This is a genomic window from Streptomyces sp. NPDC014006 (genome assembly GCF_043088925.1).
Taxonomy (GTDB): Bacteria; Actinomycetota; Actinomycetes; order Streptomycetales; family Streptomycetaceae; genus Streptomyces.
On the sequence record NZ_JBICAJ010000001.1, the window covers coordinates 1,341,881 to 1,358,697 of the forward strand.

The window sequence follows — 16,817 nt, forward strand, 5'->3', positions numbered from 1 at the left end:
TCTCACAGCTTGCCGCCCCGGCCGCCGTCCCGCCGCGCGGGCGCGATCAGCGTCGACAGATACGGCAGCGGGGCGCCGTCCAGATCACCGGCCGGCCGGATCGACTCCTCCGGCAGGCCCAGCGCCGAACCCCACACCGCGTCGGCGAGCCGCCCGGTCTCCCGCAGCGCCTCCGCGACCTCCGCCGCCTGCCGCCCGAACTTGTACGCCACGACCGTGCCCGGCCCGTTCAGCGCGTCCTTGAGCACCGCCGAACCGGCGGTCACCGGCACCAGCGTCAGCGGCTCGGTGCCCTCGGTCAGCACCGCGCCGGAGCGGGCCGCCAGGTCCTGCATCGCGGTGATGCCGGGCACCGTCTCCACGACCGTGCCGGGCACCAGCTCGGCGATCGTCTGCGCGAGGTAGGTGAACGTCGAGTACACGTTGGGGTCGCCGATCGTCGCGAACGCCACCGTGCCGTGCTGCCGCAGCAGCGCCGCGACCCGCTCGCCGGCCGCGTCCCAGGCCGCCTCCCGGCGCGTGCGGTCCGTGCGCTCGTTCAGCGCGAAGACGACCCGCAGGACCTTCTCCTCGGGCACGTAGTGCAGCACGGTCGCCTCGGCGCGCCCGCGTTCCCCGGTGTCCATCACGGGGACGACGATCACGTCGGCGGCGCGCAGCGCGTTCACGCCCTTGACGGTCACCAGTTCCGGATCGCCCGGACCGACTCCGACCCCGATCAGCCTGCTGCTCATGACGTCCGGCACCTCTCCACGAACCGACGGGCGACACCGGGCACGGACGCCCAGTGGGTGTGCAGATAGCTCGCGTGCACACCGCCCTGTACGAAACCTTCGACCCGCCTGACGGGAGTGCGTACTCCCCAGGCGGGAGCCGCGCCGGCGCCGGGCTCGACGACCGTGCGGTGGAACTCGTGCCCCCGCATCCGCGTCCCGGCCGGCGCGAGCACGCTGTCGCCGACGGCCACCGCGTCCCGGTAGCCGAGGGTGAGCCGCTCGGTCATCCGGGCGGTGGCGTCCAGCACCCCGCACATCGGCTGCCCGTCCAGCTCCCGGCACAGATAGAGCAGCCCGGCGCACTCGGCGGCGACGGGAGCGCCGGACAGGGCGAGCTCCGCGATCGCCTTGCGCAGCGGCTCGTTGCCGGACAGCTCGGCCGCGTACACCTCGGGGAAGCCGCCGCCGACGACCAGCCCTCGTGTTCCGTCCGGGAGCCGCTCGTCCCGCAACGGATCGAACGTGACGACGTCGGCCCCGGCGGCGGTGAGCAGTTCGGGGTGCTCGGCGTAGGAGAAGGTGAACGCGGGTCCACCGGCGACGGCGACCACGGGCCGCTCCGCCACGGAGGCGACGGGCGCCTCCCACGGCTCGTCCGTCAGCGCACCGGCGCCGCGGGCCAGCGCCTCCAGCGCCTCCAGGTCGCACCCGGCGGCGACCTGCGCCCCCATCGCCGCGACCGCCTCCACGGCTGCGGTGCCCCGCTCGGCGACCGGCACCAGCCCCAGGTGCCGCGACGGCGTGTCCACCTGCGGCGCCCGCCGCAGCACGCCCAGCACCGGCACCCCGGCCGAATCGAGGGCCTCCCGCAGAAGGGACTCGTGCCGCTCGGAGCCGACCTTGTTCAGGATCACGCCCCCGACCCGCACCTCGGGGTCCCAGGACGCGAACCCGTGCACCAGCGCGGCCACCGACCGCGACTGCGAGGAGGCGTCCACGACCAGCACGACCGGCGCCCGCAGCACCTTCGCGACCTGCGCGGTGGACGCCAGCTCGCCCTCCCCGGCGGCACCGTCGTACAGCCCCATCACGCCCTCCACCACGGCCAGGTCGCAGCCCCGCGACCCGTGCAGGAACAGCGGAGCGAGAAGCTCCGGCCCGCACAGGTACGCGTCGAGGTTGCGGCCCGGCCGCCCGGTGGCCAGCGCGTGATAGCCGGGGTCGATGTAGTCCGGGCCCACCTTGTGCGGGGACACGGCGAGCCCCCGCGCGGCGAACGCGGCCATCAGCCCCGTGGCGACGGTGGTCTTGCCGCTGCCCGAGGAGGGCGCGGCGACGACCAGCCGGGGAACGGACATCACCACTCGATGCCCCTCTGGCCCTTCTGCCCGGCGTCCATCGGATGCTTGACCTTGGACATGTCGGTGACCAGGTCGGCGAAGTCCACCAGCTTCTCGGGGGCGTTCCGCCCGGTGATCACCACATGCTGGGTGCCCGGCCGGTCGCGCAGCACGTCGATCACCTCGTCGGTGTCGACCCACCCCCAGTGCATGGGGTAGGCGAACTCGTCCAGCACGTACAGCCGGTACGTCTCGGCGGCCAGGTCGCGCTTGACCTGCTCCCAGCCCTCGCGGGCCTTCTCCTCGTTGTCCATCTGTGCGTCGCGCTGGACCCACGACCAGCCCTCGCCCATCTTGTGCCAGTCGACGGTGCCGCCCTCGCCGGAGGCGCCGAGGACGCGCAGTGCGTTCTCCTCGCCGACCTTCCACTTCGCCGACTTGACGAACTGGAACACCCCGATCGGCCAGCCCTGGTTCCAGGCGCGCAGCGCCAGACCGAAGGCGGCCGTCGACTTGCCCTTGCCGACGCCGGTGTGCACGACGACCAGCGGACGGTTGCGTCGCTGACGGGTCGTCAGACCGTCGTCCGGTACGACACTCGGCTGTCCCTGCGGCATTACGCGGCCCTCCTAGAAGTCCCCTGCACGTCCTTGACCAGACCGGCGATCGAGTCCGCCCGCAGCTCGTCGAGCGTGACGGCGGTGCCGCCCAGATCGGCGGCGAGCTGCCCGGCGAGCCCGAGCCGCACCGGCCCCGACTCGCAGTCCACGACCACCGAGGCGAGCGAGTCGGCCGCGAACAGCCGTGCCGCACGCCCGGCCAGCGCGACCGGCTCCGGACCACCGGTGGCCCGCCCGTCCGTCACCACCACGACCAGCGGCCGGCGCGCCGGGTCCCGCAGCCGCTCCACCCGCAGCACCTCGCGCGCCTTGAGCAGCCCGGCCGCCAGCGGGGTACGCCCGCCGGTCGGCAACGACTCCAGCCGCGCGGCGGCCGCGTCCACGGACGAGGTCGGCGGCAGCGCCACGTCGGCGGCGGAACCCCGGAAGGTCACCAGACCCACCTTGTCCCGCCGCTGGTAGGCGTCCAGCAGCAGCGACAGCACGGCGCCCTTCACGGCGCTCATCCGCTGCCGTGCCGCCATCGACCCGGAGGCGTCCACCACGAAGAGCACGAGGTTGCCCTCACGCCCCTCGCGGGCCGCCTGCCGCAGATCGTCCCGGCGGATCACCAGCCCCGGCCCGGACCGGCCGCGCGCCCGCTGGTGCGGCGCGGCCGCCTGCACGGTCGCCGCCAGATGCAGCTTGGTCAGCGCACCCTGCGGGCGGCGCGCCCCGGTGGTGCGCCCCTGCTCGGTGCGCGCCCGCGAACGCCGCCCGGACGCACCCTCGCCGATCCCGGGCACGCTCAGCACCTTGGTGCGAAAGGGCTCCGAGGCGCGCGCCGCCTGCTGCTCACCCGCGCCCGCGCCGGACGGCTGCGGCTCGCCGCCGTCGCCCTCCTCGGGCCGCGCCCCGGTGTCCCCGCCCTGCGGACCGGAGTCCGGCGCCGGCTGCCCGCCGCCCCCGCCGGGCCCGCCGGGCCCGTCGGGGTCGGGATCGTCGTCGGGGGACTCGCCGGAGAACTCCTCCAGCGTCCGGTCGAGCTTGTCCTCGTCGAGACCGGGCGCGTCGAAGGGGTTGCGGCGCCGCCGGTGCGGCAGCGCGAGCAGCGCTGCCTGCCGCACGTCCTCGGCGAGTACGTCGGTCCGCCCGGCCCACGCGGCCAGCGCGGTCGCGGTGCGGGCCATGACGATGTCGGCGCGCATGCCGTCCACCTCGAACGCCGCGCAGGTCGCCGCGATCTGGCGCAGCGCGCCGTCGCCCAGGCGCACCTGCGGCAGCAGCGCCCGCGCCGCCGAGATCCGCTGCCGTACGGCGCTCTCCTCCTCGGCCCAGCGGGCGGCGAAGGCGGCCGGATCGGCGTCGTACGCCAGGCGCCGCTTGACGACCTCCACCCGCTGGTCGGGCTCACGGGAGGCGGCGACCTCCACGGTCAGCCCGAACCGGTCGAGCAACTGCGGCCGCAGCTCGCCCTCTTCCGGGTTCATGGTGCCGACCAGCAGGAACTTCGAGGCATGGCGCACGGAGACGCCCTCGCGCTCCACGTACGACGCACCCATCGCCGCCGCGTCCAGCAGCAGGTCGACCAGGTGGTCGTGGAGCAGGTTGACCTCGTCGACGTAGAGGATGCCGCGGTGCGCGTCGGCCAGCAGGCCCGGCTCGAACGCCTTCACGCCCTCGGCGAGCGCCCGCTCGATGTCCAGCGCGCCGACGAGGCGGTCCTCGGAGGCGCCGACGGGCAGTTCGACCATGCGGGCGGGCCGTGCCACACCGGCCCCCGGCTCGTGCGGACCGTCGGGGCATGCCGGGTCCGGGGAGGCCGGGTCGCAGGAGAAGCGGCACCCGGCGACGACGTCGACCTCGGGCAGCAGCGCCGACAGCGCGCGCACGGCCGTCGACTTCGCGGTGCCCTTCTCGCCGCGCACCAGCACCCCGCCGACCGCCGGCGAGACGGCGTTCAGCAGCAGCGCGAGCCGCAGATCGTCCTGGCCGACCACGGCCGTGAAGGGAAAGGGGGTGGTCACTTCTCGTCGCCCTCCAAGTCGCCTTCCAGCTCCAGATAGGTGGCGCGCAGCCGCTCCAGCGTGTCCGCGTCCGGCTCCGCCCACAGGCCACGCTCGGCGGCCTCCAGCAGTCGTTCGGTGATGCCCCGCAGCGCCCACGGGTTGGACTTCTTCATGAAGTCCCGGTTCTCCGGGTCGAAGACGTACTCGGCGCTGAGCTTCTCGTACATCCAGTCGTCGACCACGCCCGCCGTCGCGTCGTACCCGAACAGGTAGTCCACGGTCGCCGCCATCTCGAAGGCGCCCTTGTAGCCGTGCCGGCGCATGGCCGCCATCCAGCGCGGGTTGACCACCCGGGCACGGAACACCCGGTGCGTCTCCTCGCCCAGCGTGCGCGTCTTCACCTGGTCCGGCGTGGCCGAATCGCCCACGTACGCCTCGGGGTTGGCGCCGGTCAGGTGACGGACCATGGCGACCATGCCGCCGTGGTACTGGAAGTAGTCGTCGGCGTCGACCAGGTCGTGCTCACGGGTGTCGACGTTCTTCGCGGCGACGGCGATCCGCTTGAACGCGGTCTCCATGTCCCCGCGCGCCGCCCGCCCGTCGAGCCCGCGCCCGTAGGCGTAGCCGCCCCACACCGCGTACACCTCGGCCAGGTCGGCGTCCGAGCGCCAGTTGCGGGCGTCGATCAGCGGCAGCAGACCGGCGCCGTACGCGCCCGGCTTGGAGCCGAAGATACGGGCCGTGGCCCGGCGCCGGTCACCGTGCTCGGCGGTGTCCGCGTCGGCGTGCGCCTTCACATGGTTGCGCTCGGCGGGCTCGTCCAGCTCCGCCACCGTGCGGACCGCGTCGTCGATCAGCCCCACGACGTGCGGGAACGCGTCCCGGAAGAAGCCGGAGATACGGACCGTGACGTCGATGCGCGGCCGGCCCAGTTCCTCCAGGGACACCACCTCGAAGCCGGTCACACGGCGCGAGGCGTCGTCCCAGACGGGACGGCAGCCCAGCAGCGCCAGGATCTCGGCGATGTCGTCGCCCTGGGTGCGCATCGCGGACGTGCCCCACACCGTGAGGCCGACGGACTTCGGGTACTCGCCCGTGTCCTGCAGATAGCGGGCCACGAGCGAGTCGGCGAGCGACTGCCCGACCTCCCAGCTCAGCCGGGACGGAATCGCCTTGGGGTCGACCGAGTAGAAGTTCCGGCCGGTCGGCAGGACGTTGACCAGACCGCGGGTGGGCGAACCGGACGGCCCGGCCGGGACGTAACCGCCGTTCAGCGCCTTCAGGATGTGCCCGATCTCGTCGGTCGTACGGGCGAGCCGCGGCACGACCTCGTCGCACGCGAACTCCAGCACGGCCGTCGCGTCGGGCAGTTCGGCGTTCAGCGCGCCGCGCAGCACCTCCGGCACGGCCGCCCGCTCCCAGCCCCGCGCCTCCATGCCCTCCGCGATCCGCCGGCACAACTGCTCCAGCAGGTCGATCGCGTCGGACGCGGTGCGCGCCGGACCGTCCACCAGGTCCGTCAGCTCCACCGGCACCTTCACCGGGGCGCCCGGCTCGCCCAGCAGCTCCTTCTCCACCAGCCCGAAGTGCGCCGCGAGCGAGGCCCGCAGACCCGGCAGGGCGTTCGCCTGCCCGCCCCACACCTGTGAGGCGCGCAGCACGGCCAGCACCAGGTTGACGCGCGGCTCGGCGACCGGACCGCCGCCCAGGATGTGCAGGCCGTCGCGGATCTGCACGTCCTTGATCTCGCACAGATAGCCGTCGATGTGCATGACGAACTCGTCGAACGCCTCGTCGTCCGGCTGCTCGTCCACATGCAGGTCGTGGTGCAGCTCGGCCGCCTTGACCAGCGTCCAGATCTGCGCGCGCACGGCCGGCGCCTTCACCGGGTCCAGGTCGGACACGAGCGCGTACTCGTCGAGCAGCTGCTCCAGCTTCGCCAGGTCGCCGTAGGTGTCGGCGCGGGCCATCGGCGGTACGAGGTGGTCGACGACCGTGGCGTGCCCGCGCCGCTTGGCCTGGGTGCCCTCGCCGGGGTCGTTGACGATGAACGGGTAGATCAGCGGCAGGTCACCGAGGACGGCGTCCGGGGCGCACCCGCCCGACAGGCCGAGGCCCTTGCCCGGCAGCCACTCCATCGTGCCGTGCTTGCCCATGTGCACGATCGCGTCCGCGCCGAAGCTGTTGTCCAGCCAGCGGTAGGCCGCCATGTAGTGGTGGGACGGCGGCATGTCCGGGTCGTGGTAGATCGCGATCGGGTTCTCGCCGAAGCCGCGCGGCGGCTGGATCATCACGACGACGTTCCCGAACTGCAGGGAGGCCAGGACGATGTCGTCGCCGTCGACGTACAGGGAGCCCGGCGGTTCACCCCACGCCTCCAGCATGGCGTCCCTGAGCTCCGGGTCCAGCTTGTCGAACCACGCCCGGTAGTCCGCCAGCGGCACCCGCGCGGGCGCGGAGGCCAGCTGCTCCTCGGTCAGCCACTCCACGTCGTGGCCGCCGGCCTCGATCAGCCGGTGGATCAGCTCGTCACCGCCGGAGGGGTACCCGCTCACCGCGTACCCGGCGTCCCGCAGCGCGTCCAGCACCCGCACCGCCGACGCGGGCGTGTCCAGACCGACCGCGTTGCCGACGCGGGAGTGCTTGGTCGGGTACGCGGTGAAGACCAGCGCGATCTTCTTCTCGGCGTTCGGCTTGTGCTTCAGCCGGGCGTGCCGCACGGCGATGCCGGCGACGCGCGCGGCCCGCTCCGGGTCGGCGACGTACACCGGGACCTCGTCCGGGCCCTGCTCCTTGAAGGAGAACGGCACGGTGATCAGCCGGCCGTCGAACTCCGGGATGGCGACCTGCATCGCCGCGTCCATGGGGGACAGGGCGGCGTCCGACTCCTCCCAGGCGCTCTTCGACGACGTCAGGCACAGGCCCTGCAGCACCGGGACGTCGAGGTCGGCGAGCGCGCCGATGTCCCAGGCCTCCTCGTCGCCGCCCGCGGAGGCCTGCGAGGCGTGCGTGCCGCCGGCCGCGAGCACGGTGGCGACCAGGGCGTCGGCGCGCGTGAGGAGTTCGTACAGCCCAGGGTCCGCGCCGCGCAGCGAACCGCAGTACACGGGCAGCGCATTGGCGCCCTGCGCCTCGATCGCCTCGCACAGGGTGTCCACGAAGGCGGTGTTGCCGCTCAGTTCGTGGGCGCGGTAGAAGAGCACCCCGACGGTCGGACGGCCGTCCTGCAGCGCGTACGAGCCGTGGACGCCGTACTCCGGCATCGTGTGCGGCTCCTCGAAGCCCTCACCGGTCAGCAGCACCGTGTCCGACAGGAACCGCGACAGCTCCAGCAGGTTCGCGGGACCGCCCTCGACCAGGTACCGCAGCGCCTCCGCGACCACGCCGGCCGGCACGCTCGACTCGGCCATCAGCTCGGCGTCCGGGACGGTCTCGCCGCCCAGCAGCACGGTAGGGATGCCGGACGCCTTCAGCGCGGCGAGCCCGTCCTCCCAGGCCCGCTTGCCGCCCAGCAGCCGTACGACGGCGAGGTCGGCGCCCTCGACCAGCGCCGGGAGTTCCTCGGCGACGTCCACGCGGGTCGGGTTGCCGATCCGGTAGTCCGCACCGGAGGCCCGGGCCGCCAGCAGATCCGTGTCGGCGGTGGACAACAACAACACTGTGCTCATGCGGGCGCTCCCGGTGGAATGAAAGGCAGTCCTTGCGGCGCGCCGGACTCGATGAGCCGCCACAGCGCGTCCGTGTCCGCGTGCTGTTCGATCAGGTCGCCGAGCCGGTCGAGCTGCTCCTCGCGCAGCGCGGCGAAGGAGGTGTCCGGCGCGGGCACGAAGCGGCGGCCCGCGGCGGCGGCCACCTCGCGCAGGAAGGCGCGGCGGAAGCCGTCGGACTCCAGCGAGCCGTGCCAGTGGGTGCCCCAGGTCTGGCCGACGCGGCAGCCGTCGAGGAAGGGCTCCCCTCCCGTCACGGAGGCGATGCCGTGGTGGATCTCGTACCCCTCGACCCGCTCGCCGAGGGCTTCCCCGCTCGGCCGGGTCAGGGTCTTCTCGCGGGCGAACCGCACCCGCACCGGCAGCACGCCGAGCCCGTCGACGGCACCGGCGCGTGACTCGACCTCGTCCTCGATGTGTTCACCGAGGATCTGGAAACCACCGCAGATGCCGAGCACGGGCCGCTGCTCGGCGGCCCGGCGCACGAGGGCGTCGGCCAGGCCGCGTTCGCGCAGCCACTGAAGCGCCCGCACCGTCCCGCGGGTGCCCGGGATCACCACCAGGTCGGCGTCGGCCAGCTCCTCCGGCCGGTCCACGAACCGCACGACCACGCCCGGTTCGGCGGCCAGCGCGTCCACGTCGGTGAAGTTGGACATCAGCGGGATCGCGCAGACGGCGACCCGCAGGACGTCCTCGCCGACGGGCGGGGAGACGGCCGACTCGCGGACGGTGCCGCGCAGGGACACCCTGAGGCCGTCCTCCTCGTCGATACCGAGCCCGTGCCGGAAGGGCAGGACGCCGTAGGTGCGCCGCCCGGTGAGGCCGTGCAGCATGTCCAGGCCCGGCTCCAGCAGGGAGACGTCGCCGCGGAACTTGTTCACCAGGAAGCCGGCGACCAGTTCCTGGTCCTCGGGTGAGAGCAGGGCGAGCGTGCCGAAGAAGGACGCGAAGACGCCCCCGCGGTCGATGTCGCCGACGACGAGCACGGGCAGCCGCGCGCCCCGCGCGATGCCCATGTTCACGATGTCGGTCCGGCGCAGATTGATCTCGGCCGGTGAGCCGGCCCCCTCGCAGATCACCGCGTCATACGTGCCCCGCAACTCGGCCAGGCACTCCAGGACCGTCCCCAGCAGCTTCTGCTGGCGTCCGCCGTGGTAGCCGCGTGCGCTCATCTCGCCCACCGGCTTGCCCAGCAGCACCACTTGGCTGCTCTGCTCGCCGCCGGGCTTGAGCAGCACCGGGTTCATCAACGCGGTCGGCTCGATCCGGCAGGCCTGGGCCTGCATGGCCTGCGCCCGCCCGATCTCGGCGCCCTCGCGGGTGACGAAGGAGTTCAGGGACATGTTCTGCGCCTTGAAGGGCGCCACCTTCACGCCCTGCCGCACCAGCCACCGGCAGATCCCGGCGGTGACGACGCTCTTGCCGGCGTCGGAGGTGGTGCCGGCGACGAGGAGACCGCCGTTCATCGATCACGCCCCTTCCCGATGACGTTCATCGATTGCGCCCCTTCCGGATGAGGTGTGCGCCCGCGCACACGCCGAGCGCCAGCCAGCTCACGCGCCGGGACAGCCGTACCGCCCGCGCGATGTCCTCGGTCCCGACGGCGCGCCCCCGCGGGTTCAGCACGGGCCGGTGTTCCACGCGCCCGCCGTACGACAGGGTGCCGCCCAGCCGCAGGCCGAGCGCGCCCGCGAAGGAGGCCTCCACGGGGCCCGCGTTGGGGCTCGGGTGCTTCACCGCGTCCGCCCGCCACGCCCGTACGGCGCCACGCCGGTCCGGGCCGGTGAGCACGGCGAGGGCGGCGGTCAGCCGGGCGCCCGGCCAGCCGGCCACGTCGTCGAGGCGGGCGGAGGCCCAGCCGAAGCGCCGCAGCCGCGGCGACTTGTGACCGACCATCGCATCCAGGGTGTTGACGGCCCGGAACCCGAGCAGCCCGGGCACCCCGCCGACGGCGCCCCACACCAGCGCGCCCACGACGGCGTCGGAGGTGTTCTCGGCGACCGACTCGACCACGGCCCGGGCGATCCCGTCGGCGTCCAGCGCCTGGGGGTCACGGCCGCACAGATGGGGCAGCCGGGCCCGCGCCGCCTCCACGTCCCCGGCTTCCAGGGCGCGCCCGATGGCGCCGGCCTCGCGTGCGAGGGAGGTCCCCCCGACCACGGACCAGGTGGCGGCGGCGGTCAGCGCGACCGAGGCGGCGGGGGAGCGGCGCACCGAGCGGGCGGCCACGGCCCCGAGCGCGACGGCGCCTCCGGCGCAGACGGCGGTGTGCAGGGCGCCCCAGCCGCGGTGGTCGCGCCACAGGGTGCGCTCGACGGCGTCCGCGGCCCGTCCGAACACGGCGACCGGGTGCCCGCGGCGCGGATCACCGAGGAGGAGGTCACCGAGGAGGCCGGCGGCGGCGCCGTACGCGAAGACGCGTTCGGCTCGCATCGGGCTCAGCCGGCCGTGGGGTCGAGCGGAGCGTCGCTGATGGGCCTGGTCCTCAACCGGCAGCCGCGCATGGCGTCATGTCCTCACTCAGGGTGTCCGCGCCCTGGTTAGAAGGAGATTCGGCGGTGAGAGTTCCTGGCTCCCGGGGTTGCACACCCCGGTGACAGTGGCGGGACCGCGCCGGACTTCCACCGGCTTCCTCTCCTGCACGCCGCAAACTTGGCTCCGGCAGTCCACCACGGCTGTCAGAGGGCCGTCAACTTGCCCTTGACCTGGGGCGGAGGAGTGTGGGCAGGCCCACACGGAGGCGACCTGCCAGGTCACAAAGGAACGCGGGGTGCCGCTCGGGCACCCCGCGTTTTTCGTTGACGAGGCCGGTCAGGCGACGATCAGGCTGATGCCGTACGCCACCGCCGCCGCGCACGCCGCGAAGCAGGCGTACGCGCCGGTGACCGCGAGGGCGGCCGAACCGCCCTGCGCCTGGACCCGCTCGCGGCGGGACAGGCCCATGATGCCGAGGGTGAACAGGGCCACCAGACCCACGGTGACCATGAGGCTGACACCGAAGACGGAGCCGAGGGCCGCCCAGTCGATCTTCATGCTGCTTCTCTTCCTTCGTACCCGAAAGCGGCGGTCAGACGGCCGGGGCCGGGTTCGCGGTGGCCGGCTGCTCCGCCGTCGCGGCGGCGGGGGCGGGGATGGTGGCCGTCAGGCCGTCCGTGACCGCCGGGCCGGCGGCCGGAGGCGGGGTCACGGCGGCGATCGCGGTGGTGACCACGCCGGCCGGCTCCTCCTCCACGGCGTTGACGTTGGTGTGGTCGACGACCTCGCGGCGGGAGACCTTCCAGATGCCGAAGCTGGCGGACACCAGGAAGACGGCGACCAGCGCGGTGCCCCAGGCGCCGAAGCCGGTGACGTACTCGGCGAGCGCGCCGACCAGCGCGGCGGCCGGCAGGGTCAGCACCCAGGCGACGAGCATCCGGGTCGCGGTCGACCAGCGCACCACGCCGCCCTTGCGGCCCACGCCCGCGCCCATCACGGAGCCGGAGACGACGTGCGTGGTGGACAGCGAGAAGCCGAGGTGGGAGGAGGCGAGGATGGCGGTGGCCGCGCTGGTCTGGGCGGCGAAGCCCTGCTGCGGCTGCATGTCCGTCAGGCCCTTGCCCATGGTGCGGATGATGCGCCAGCCGCCGATGTAGGTGCCGAGCGCGATGGCCAGGCCGGCGGAGAGGATCACCCAGGTGGGCGGGTCGGAGTCGGGCGCGATGGCGCCGCCCGCGACCAGGGCGAGGGTGATGATGCCCATCGTCTTCTGCGCGTCGTTGGTGCCGTGGGCGAGGGAGACCAGGCCCGCGGAGGCGATCTGGCCGGCCCGGTAGCCCTTCTCGGCGGCCTTGCCGTCGGCCTTCTTGCCCAGCGTGTACGACAGACGGGTCGCGACCATCGCCGCGACGCCGGCGACGACCGGGGCGGCGACCGCGGGCAGCAGCACCTTGGTGACGAGCACGTCACCGTGGACGGCGCCGAAGCCGGCGGAGGCGACGGTGGCGCCGATCAGACCGCCCATGAGGGCGTGCGAGGAGCTGGAGGGCAGGCCCACGAGCCAGGTCAGCAGGTTCCAGAGGATCGCGCCGACCAGGGCGGCGAAGATGACCTCGGGACGGATGCCGCTCTCGTCGACGAGACCCTTGGAGATCGTGTTGGCGACCTCCACGGAGAGGAAGGCGCCCACGAGGTTGAGGGCGGCGGACATGGCCACGGCGATCTTGGGCCGCAGCGCGCCGGTCGAGATGGTGGTGGCCATCGCGTTGGCGGTGTCGTGGAAACCGTTCGTGAAATCGAACGCGAGAGCGGTGACGACCACAATCGCGAGGATCAGCGAGAAGCTTTCCATTTACCCAGGCATTCGTTCGAAGTCATTGGCGGGTCGAACGTAGGTAACGCGGGTGAACGGAAGGTGAACTGGGCCGGGCGTCTCGATGTCGGAAAGAGGGGGTCGCTGCTCCGTTCCCCCGCCCACGGCCCGGGCGGCACACGGGCCGGGTGCCCGGCGCGGGGCGTCGTGGCCGTGCGCGGGTCGGAGAAGGAGATTTCCGTCACCCGGGACTGGCAGGATCGCGGCATGACGGAGCAGCGGTGGGAGCGGCAGGGCGGACGGGTGGCCGACGAGGGGGACGACGCCGAGCGGGAGGCTCTGGCCTGGGCGGATCTGGTCGCCACGGCGCGCCGGACCGTCGCCGACGGTCTGGTCGTCGGCACCTCCGGCAATGTCTCGGTACGCGTCGGTGACCTGGTGCTGGTCACGCCGTCGGGCGTGCCCTACGACCGGCTGCGGCCGCAGGACCTGACGGCGGTCGACCTCGACGGCCGGCAGGTGCGCGGCTCGCTGGTGCCGACGAGCGAGCTGCCGATGCACCTCGCCGTATACGGCACCACGGACGCCCGGGCCGTGGTGCACACGCACGCCGTCCACGCCACGGCGGTCTCGACGCTCGTGCCGGAGCTCCCGCTCGTCCACTACATGGCCGCGGCCCTCGGCGGCCCGGTCCGCGTCGCCCCCTACGCGACGTACGGCACGCAGGAGCTGGCCGAGAGCATGCTGCGGGCCCTGACCGGCCGCACCGGCTGCCTCCTGCAGAACCACGGCACGATCGCCTACGGCGCCACCCTGGACCAGGCCTACGACCGCACCGCCCAGCTGGAGTGGATGTGCCGGCTGTGGCTGACCGCGTCCTCGGTCCCCGGCCTCGCCCCGAGCCTGCTGACCGAGGAACAGCTGGCGGAGGTGGGGGAGCGGCTGCGGGGGTACGGGCAGCGGGGGTGACGGGGGCCGGGTGAGCGCGGCGCGGTGGCGGCGACGCCCGGGTTGATCACTGCGCATGTCGCTTCCGGTGGCTTGGGACGGACCACGCCGGGAAACTGGTTCCCGTGCGCACTGTCAAAGCGACGGCCGCTGCCGTCACCGCCGTGATGGGTGCCGGGGCCGCAGCCGTGGTCGCCGGCCGACTCGCCAGCGACGCCGCGCTCAAGGCGCCGCCGGGCCGGCCGCTGCCGACCGAGCCCCGGCTCACCGTGCACGCCACGGCGGCCGGCCGGATCGCGCTCACCCGCGACCTGGCCACCCTGCGCCCGGGTACCTACGGACTCGCCGGCGACGGGAGTCACGCGGTCGTGGGCCAGGTCCTGGACTCCGCCGAGCACACCGCCGACACCGTCGTACGCCGTCTGGAGCGCGTCACGCACGGCACGCTGGAACCGGGCGACAAAGTGTGGTTCACCGCGAACCTGCACGTCGGCGACCCCCGGGCCGCCCTCGGCCTGGAGCACGCCGACGTCGACGTGCCCGGGGAACTCGGCCCGCTGCCCGCCTGGTTCGTACCCGCCGCCCGGGACACCTGGGTGATCGCCGTGCACGGCCTCGGCACCACCCGGGAGCTCCCCATGAACGTCATGGGCATGCTGAACCGGTTGCGCCTCCCGGTGCTCGCCCTCGCCTACCGCGGCGACCTGGGCGCCCCCCGCCCCCCGGACGGCCTCAACCACTTCGGCGAGACCGAGTGGCGCGACGTGGACGCCGCGATCCGCTACGCCGTGCGCTACGGCGCCCGCCGGGTCGTTCTCTACGGCTGGTCCACCGGAGCCACGATGGCGCTGCGCGCCGCTCAGCTGTCCGGGATGCGGGAGCACGTCTCCGGGCTCGTGCTGGACTCCCCGGTGCTCAGCTGGCCGACCACACTGCGCTCCCTGGCCCTGGCCCGGCGTACGCCGGGCGCGCTGCTGCCGCTCGCGGTGCGCGCCGCGCAGGGCCGAACGGGGCTGCAGGACGGCCCCGCCGACGGGACCATCGCCGCGGACGCCGACGGCCTCGCGGTGCCGACGCTGATCGTCCACGGCCCCGGCGACACGGTGGCCCCCTGGCGCTTCTCCCGCCGCTTCGCCGACCGCCGCCCCGACCTGGTCGCCCTGCACACGGTGGCCCACGCCCCGCACGGAGCGATGTGGAACGCCGACCCGGAGTCCTACGAGGAAGCACTCCGCCGCTTCCTGACCCCTTTGATGTGATCCGGTGGACCGCCCACGTCGGTGCCGCCGATCCGCCGGGACGGTTCCTGCGCGGGCGCGTGCGCCGAGGACGGGAGGCGCCGAGACGGCCGTCCACCGGCCTGGGAGCGGCGCACCGCCGTGGGCCGGCCGCCGACGGGCGCGCGGCGCCGTCCGGGCGTCGGAGCCGGCGGGTGAGGTGCCGGCCGTCGGCGTCGCCGCGGGAGCAGGGGTGATCCCGCCGGGGGGCGCGTCGCGGTGTCGCTCCGGCTGCGGGGCGGTGGGGATCATTCCGCTTCTGGGCTCCGTTCAAGGCCGTACGACTGGCCTGATCACGCCTGCTTTCGCCGTCCCGAGCAGGTCCACGCTCCCGCCCCGTCGCCCGCCGTGGCATTCCGTTTGGGTTTTCGGACCGTCAACCGGAAGACTGCACCCGTGACGTCCCGTATCCCGCGCGACTCCAGGCTTCGACTCGTCCGTCCCCGACCCCTGGCCGCCGCCCCCAGAGCAGTGAACCAGCGGCGCCCGCGCCGTCGGGCGCCCCGCCCGCCCGAGGGCACCCCGGCGCCCGCGGAGCTGGCCGGAATGGCTCGTTCCGGCCTGGCCGCCGCCGCCCGCGTCGCCCGCTGGGCCGACGCCGCGCTCGGCCCCGGCCGGACCGGTGCCACCGCCGACGGCAAGGCCACCCTCTCCGACACGACCGCGGAACGCGCCGCACACGAGCTGGGCCTGACCGTGGACCAGGTCCGGGCCGACTGGGACATCGCCCGCCTCGCCGGCCTCGTCGAGGTCCACGGCGACAGCGCCCGCCCCGGCTGGCGGCTGCGCGCCTGGGACCGCGACGACAGCGCCGTCCTGCGGGGCTGGGTCGCCCTGTTCGACGCCTGGTCGCTCGCCCACCCCGAACCCGGGGACCAGGAACCCGCGGCCGTCGCCGAGGTCGTCTCGGCCATGCCGCAGGTCCTCTCCTTCCTCCAGCTCTCCGCCGGCCCCGTCCCCGTGGAACAGCTCCTCGACCTGCTCCGCCAGCGGGTCACCGAACTGCGCACCGAGCGCTGCGAGGTCCCCTACGCCCCCACGTCGGGCGCTCCGCAGGTGCCGCCCACCGGCGCGTCAGCCACCGTCGGGGGCGCCGCCGACGCCGCCGTCGGCGTACCGGTCGGCGAGGCCGAGCTGGCGCCGCTGCTCGACTGGGCGCTGCGGGCCCTCGCCGCGGTCGGCGCCCTCACCTACGGCGACGGGCAGGCCACGCTCACCCCGCTCGGCAGCTGGGCGGTATGGGTCAAGCTGGAGCAGATCTGCGTCGCCGCGCAGAGCCCCGCGGGCAACATCGAGCAGGCGGCCGAGGACATGCTGCGCGGCTGCGCCCAGCTGCGCCCGAACGCCGCCCGCGCGGAGTACCGCGCCTGGCTCGCCGCCCGCCCCGTGGGCAACGCCGTCACCGAGCTGCTCGCCGCCGCCCGCGGCGACGACGCCCTGCTGCGCGGCCTGGCCTTCGAGGCGCTGCGCGTCGTCGGCGCCCCCGCCGAGCCCGACGTCCGTGCCGTCGTCGAGGAGCCGACGCTGCGGCCGTACGCCCTGCTGTGGCTGGCCGAGCACGACGGTGTGGACCCCGAGGACGCCCACGAGGTGCTCACCCGCGAGGAGGCCACCTGGCTGTGGGTCGACACGGCCGCCGCAGTCGCCGACCACGGCGAGGCCCCGATGCTGGTCCGGCACCTGGAGTCGGCCCTGCAGCCCACCGTGCCGGCCCTGCTCGACGAGGTCCGCGCCGTCGGTCACCCGCGCACCGTGCAGGTCCTGGTCGCCCTGGCCGCCGCCCACCCCGACCCGGCCCTGGCCAAGGCCGTGCGCCGCGCCGCCTTCCAGGTGCACACCGGCGGCAGCTGACCGCACCGGGGGCGCACGACCCGCAGCGGACGTACGCCCCCACCGTGGGCCGCCTCCGCCGAGGCGTCCCCCACCGCAGGCC

12 protein-coding genes and 1 riboswitch are annotated in these 16,817 nt (G+C 74.2%); of the genes, 3 read left to right on the forward strand and 9 right to left on the reverse strand.

What is annotated here, in order from left to right:
- Positions 1–2: 2 nt before the first annotated feature.
- From cobI to ACF1GV_RS06185, 9 genes are all read right to left on the reverse strand, one after another.
- Positions 3–734, reverse strand: a complete 732-nt coding sequence (cobI, locus tag ACF1GV_RS06145; protein ID WP_391678306.1) for a precorrin-2 C(20)-methyltransferase — start codon at positions 732–734, stop codon at positions 3–5.
- Positions 731–2,074: a cobyrinate a,c-diamide synthase gene (locus ACF1GV_RS06150; protein WP_391678308.1), complete on the reverse strand. Its 1,344-nt coding sequence runs from the start codon at positions 2,072–2,074 to the stop codon at positions 731–733. Before ACF1GV_RS06150 ends, cobI begins: the two co-directional genes overlap by 4 nt.
- Positions 2,074–2,673, reverse strand: a complete 600-nt coding sequence (gene cobO / locus ACF1GV_RS06155; RefSeq protein ID WP_391678309.1) for a cob(I)yrinic acid a,c-diamide adenosyltransferase — start codon at positions 2,671–2,673, stop codon at positions 2,074–2,076. The genes ACF1GV_RS06150 and cobO overlap by 1 nt, the downstream gene beginning before the upstream one ends.
- Positions 2,673–4,682 carry a putative cobaltochelatase gene (locus ACF1GV_RS06160; protein WP_391678311.1) on the reverse strand — a complete coding sequence of 670 codons (2,010 nt, stop codon included), beginning with the start codon at positions 4,680–4,682 and terminating at the stop codon, positions 2,673–2,675. The genes cobO and ACF1GV_RS06160 overlap by 1 nt, the downstream gene beginning before the upstream one ends.
- The gene (gene cobN / locus ACF1GV_RS06165) at positions 4,679–8,332 is read right to left on the reverse strand and encodes a cobaltochelatase subunit CobN (protein ID WP_391678314.1); all 3,654 of its coding nucleotides are present in this window, start codon (positions 8,330–8,332) and stop codon (positions 4,679–4,681) included. Before cobN ends, ACF1GV_RS06160 begins: the two co-directional genes overlap by 4 nt.
- Entirely contained in the window at positions 8,329–9,837 is a 1,509-nt protein-coding gene (locus tag ACF1GV_RS06170) for a cobyric acid synthase (RefSeq protein ID WP_391678316.1), read from the reverse strand. Before ACF1GV_RS06170 ends, cobN begins: the two co-directional genes overlap by 4 nt.
- A gap of 25 nt (positions 9,838–9,862) precedes the next feature.
- Positions 9,863–10,804 carry a cobalamin biosynthesis protein gene (locus ACF1GV_RS06175; protein WP_391678319.1) on the reverse strand — a complete coding sequence of 314 codons (942 nt, stop codon included), beginning with the start codon at positions 10,802–10,804 and terminating at the stop codon, positions 9,863–9,865.
- Between the two features lie 106 nt (positions 10,805–10,910).
- A riboswitch (cobalamin riboswitch) is annotated at positions 10,911–11,057 on the reverse strand.
- 125 nt (positions 11,058–11,182) lie between these two features.
- Positions 11,183–11,404: a hypothetical protein gene (locus ACF1GV_RS06180; protein ID WP_391678320.1), complete on the reverse strand. Its 222-nt coding sequence runs from the start codon at positions 11,402–11,404 to the stop codon at positions 11,183–11,185.
- 34 nt (positions 11,405–11,438) lie between these two features.
- Positions 11,439–12,698, reverse strand: a complete 1,260-nt coding sequence (locus ACF1GV_RS06185) for an anion permease (RefSeq protein WP_391678321.1) — start codon at positions 12,696–12,698, stop codon at positions 11,439–11,441.
- Between the two features lie 228 nt (positions 12,699–12,926).
- Here ACF1GV_RS06185 and ACF1GV_RS06190 point away from each other — a divergent pair, with 228 nt between their 5' ends.
- From ACF1GV_RS06190 to ACF1GV_RS06200, 3 genes are all read left to right on the forward strand, one after another.
- Positions 12,927–13,628, forward strand: coding sequence for a class II aldolase/adducin family protein (locus tag ACF1GV_RS06190; protein ID WP_391678322.1), 702 nt, complete (start codon positions 12,927–12,929; stop codon positions 13,626–13,628).
- 104 nt (positions 13,629–13,732) lie between these two features.
- The gene (locus ACF1GV_RS06195; RefSeq protein ID WP_391678323.1) at positions 13,733–14,866 is read left to right on the forward strand and encodes an alpha/beta hydrolase; all 1,134 of its coding nucleotides are present in this window, start codon (positions 13,733–13,735) and stop codon (positions 14,864–14,866) included.
- A 414-nt stretch (positions 14,867–15,280) separates the two neighbouring features.
- Positions 15,281–16,735, forward strand: a complete 1,455-nt coding sequence (locus ACF1GV_RS06200) for a hypothetical protein (RefSeq protein WP_391678324.1) — start codon at positions 15,281–15,283, stop codon at positions 16,733–16,735.
- Positions 16,736–16,817: the final 82 nt, after the last annotated feature.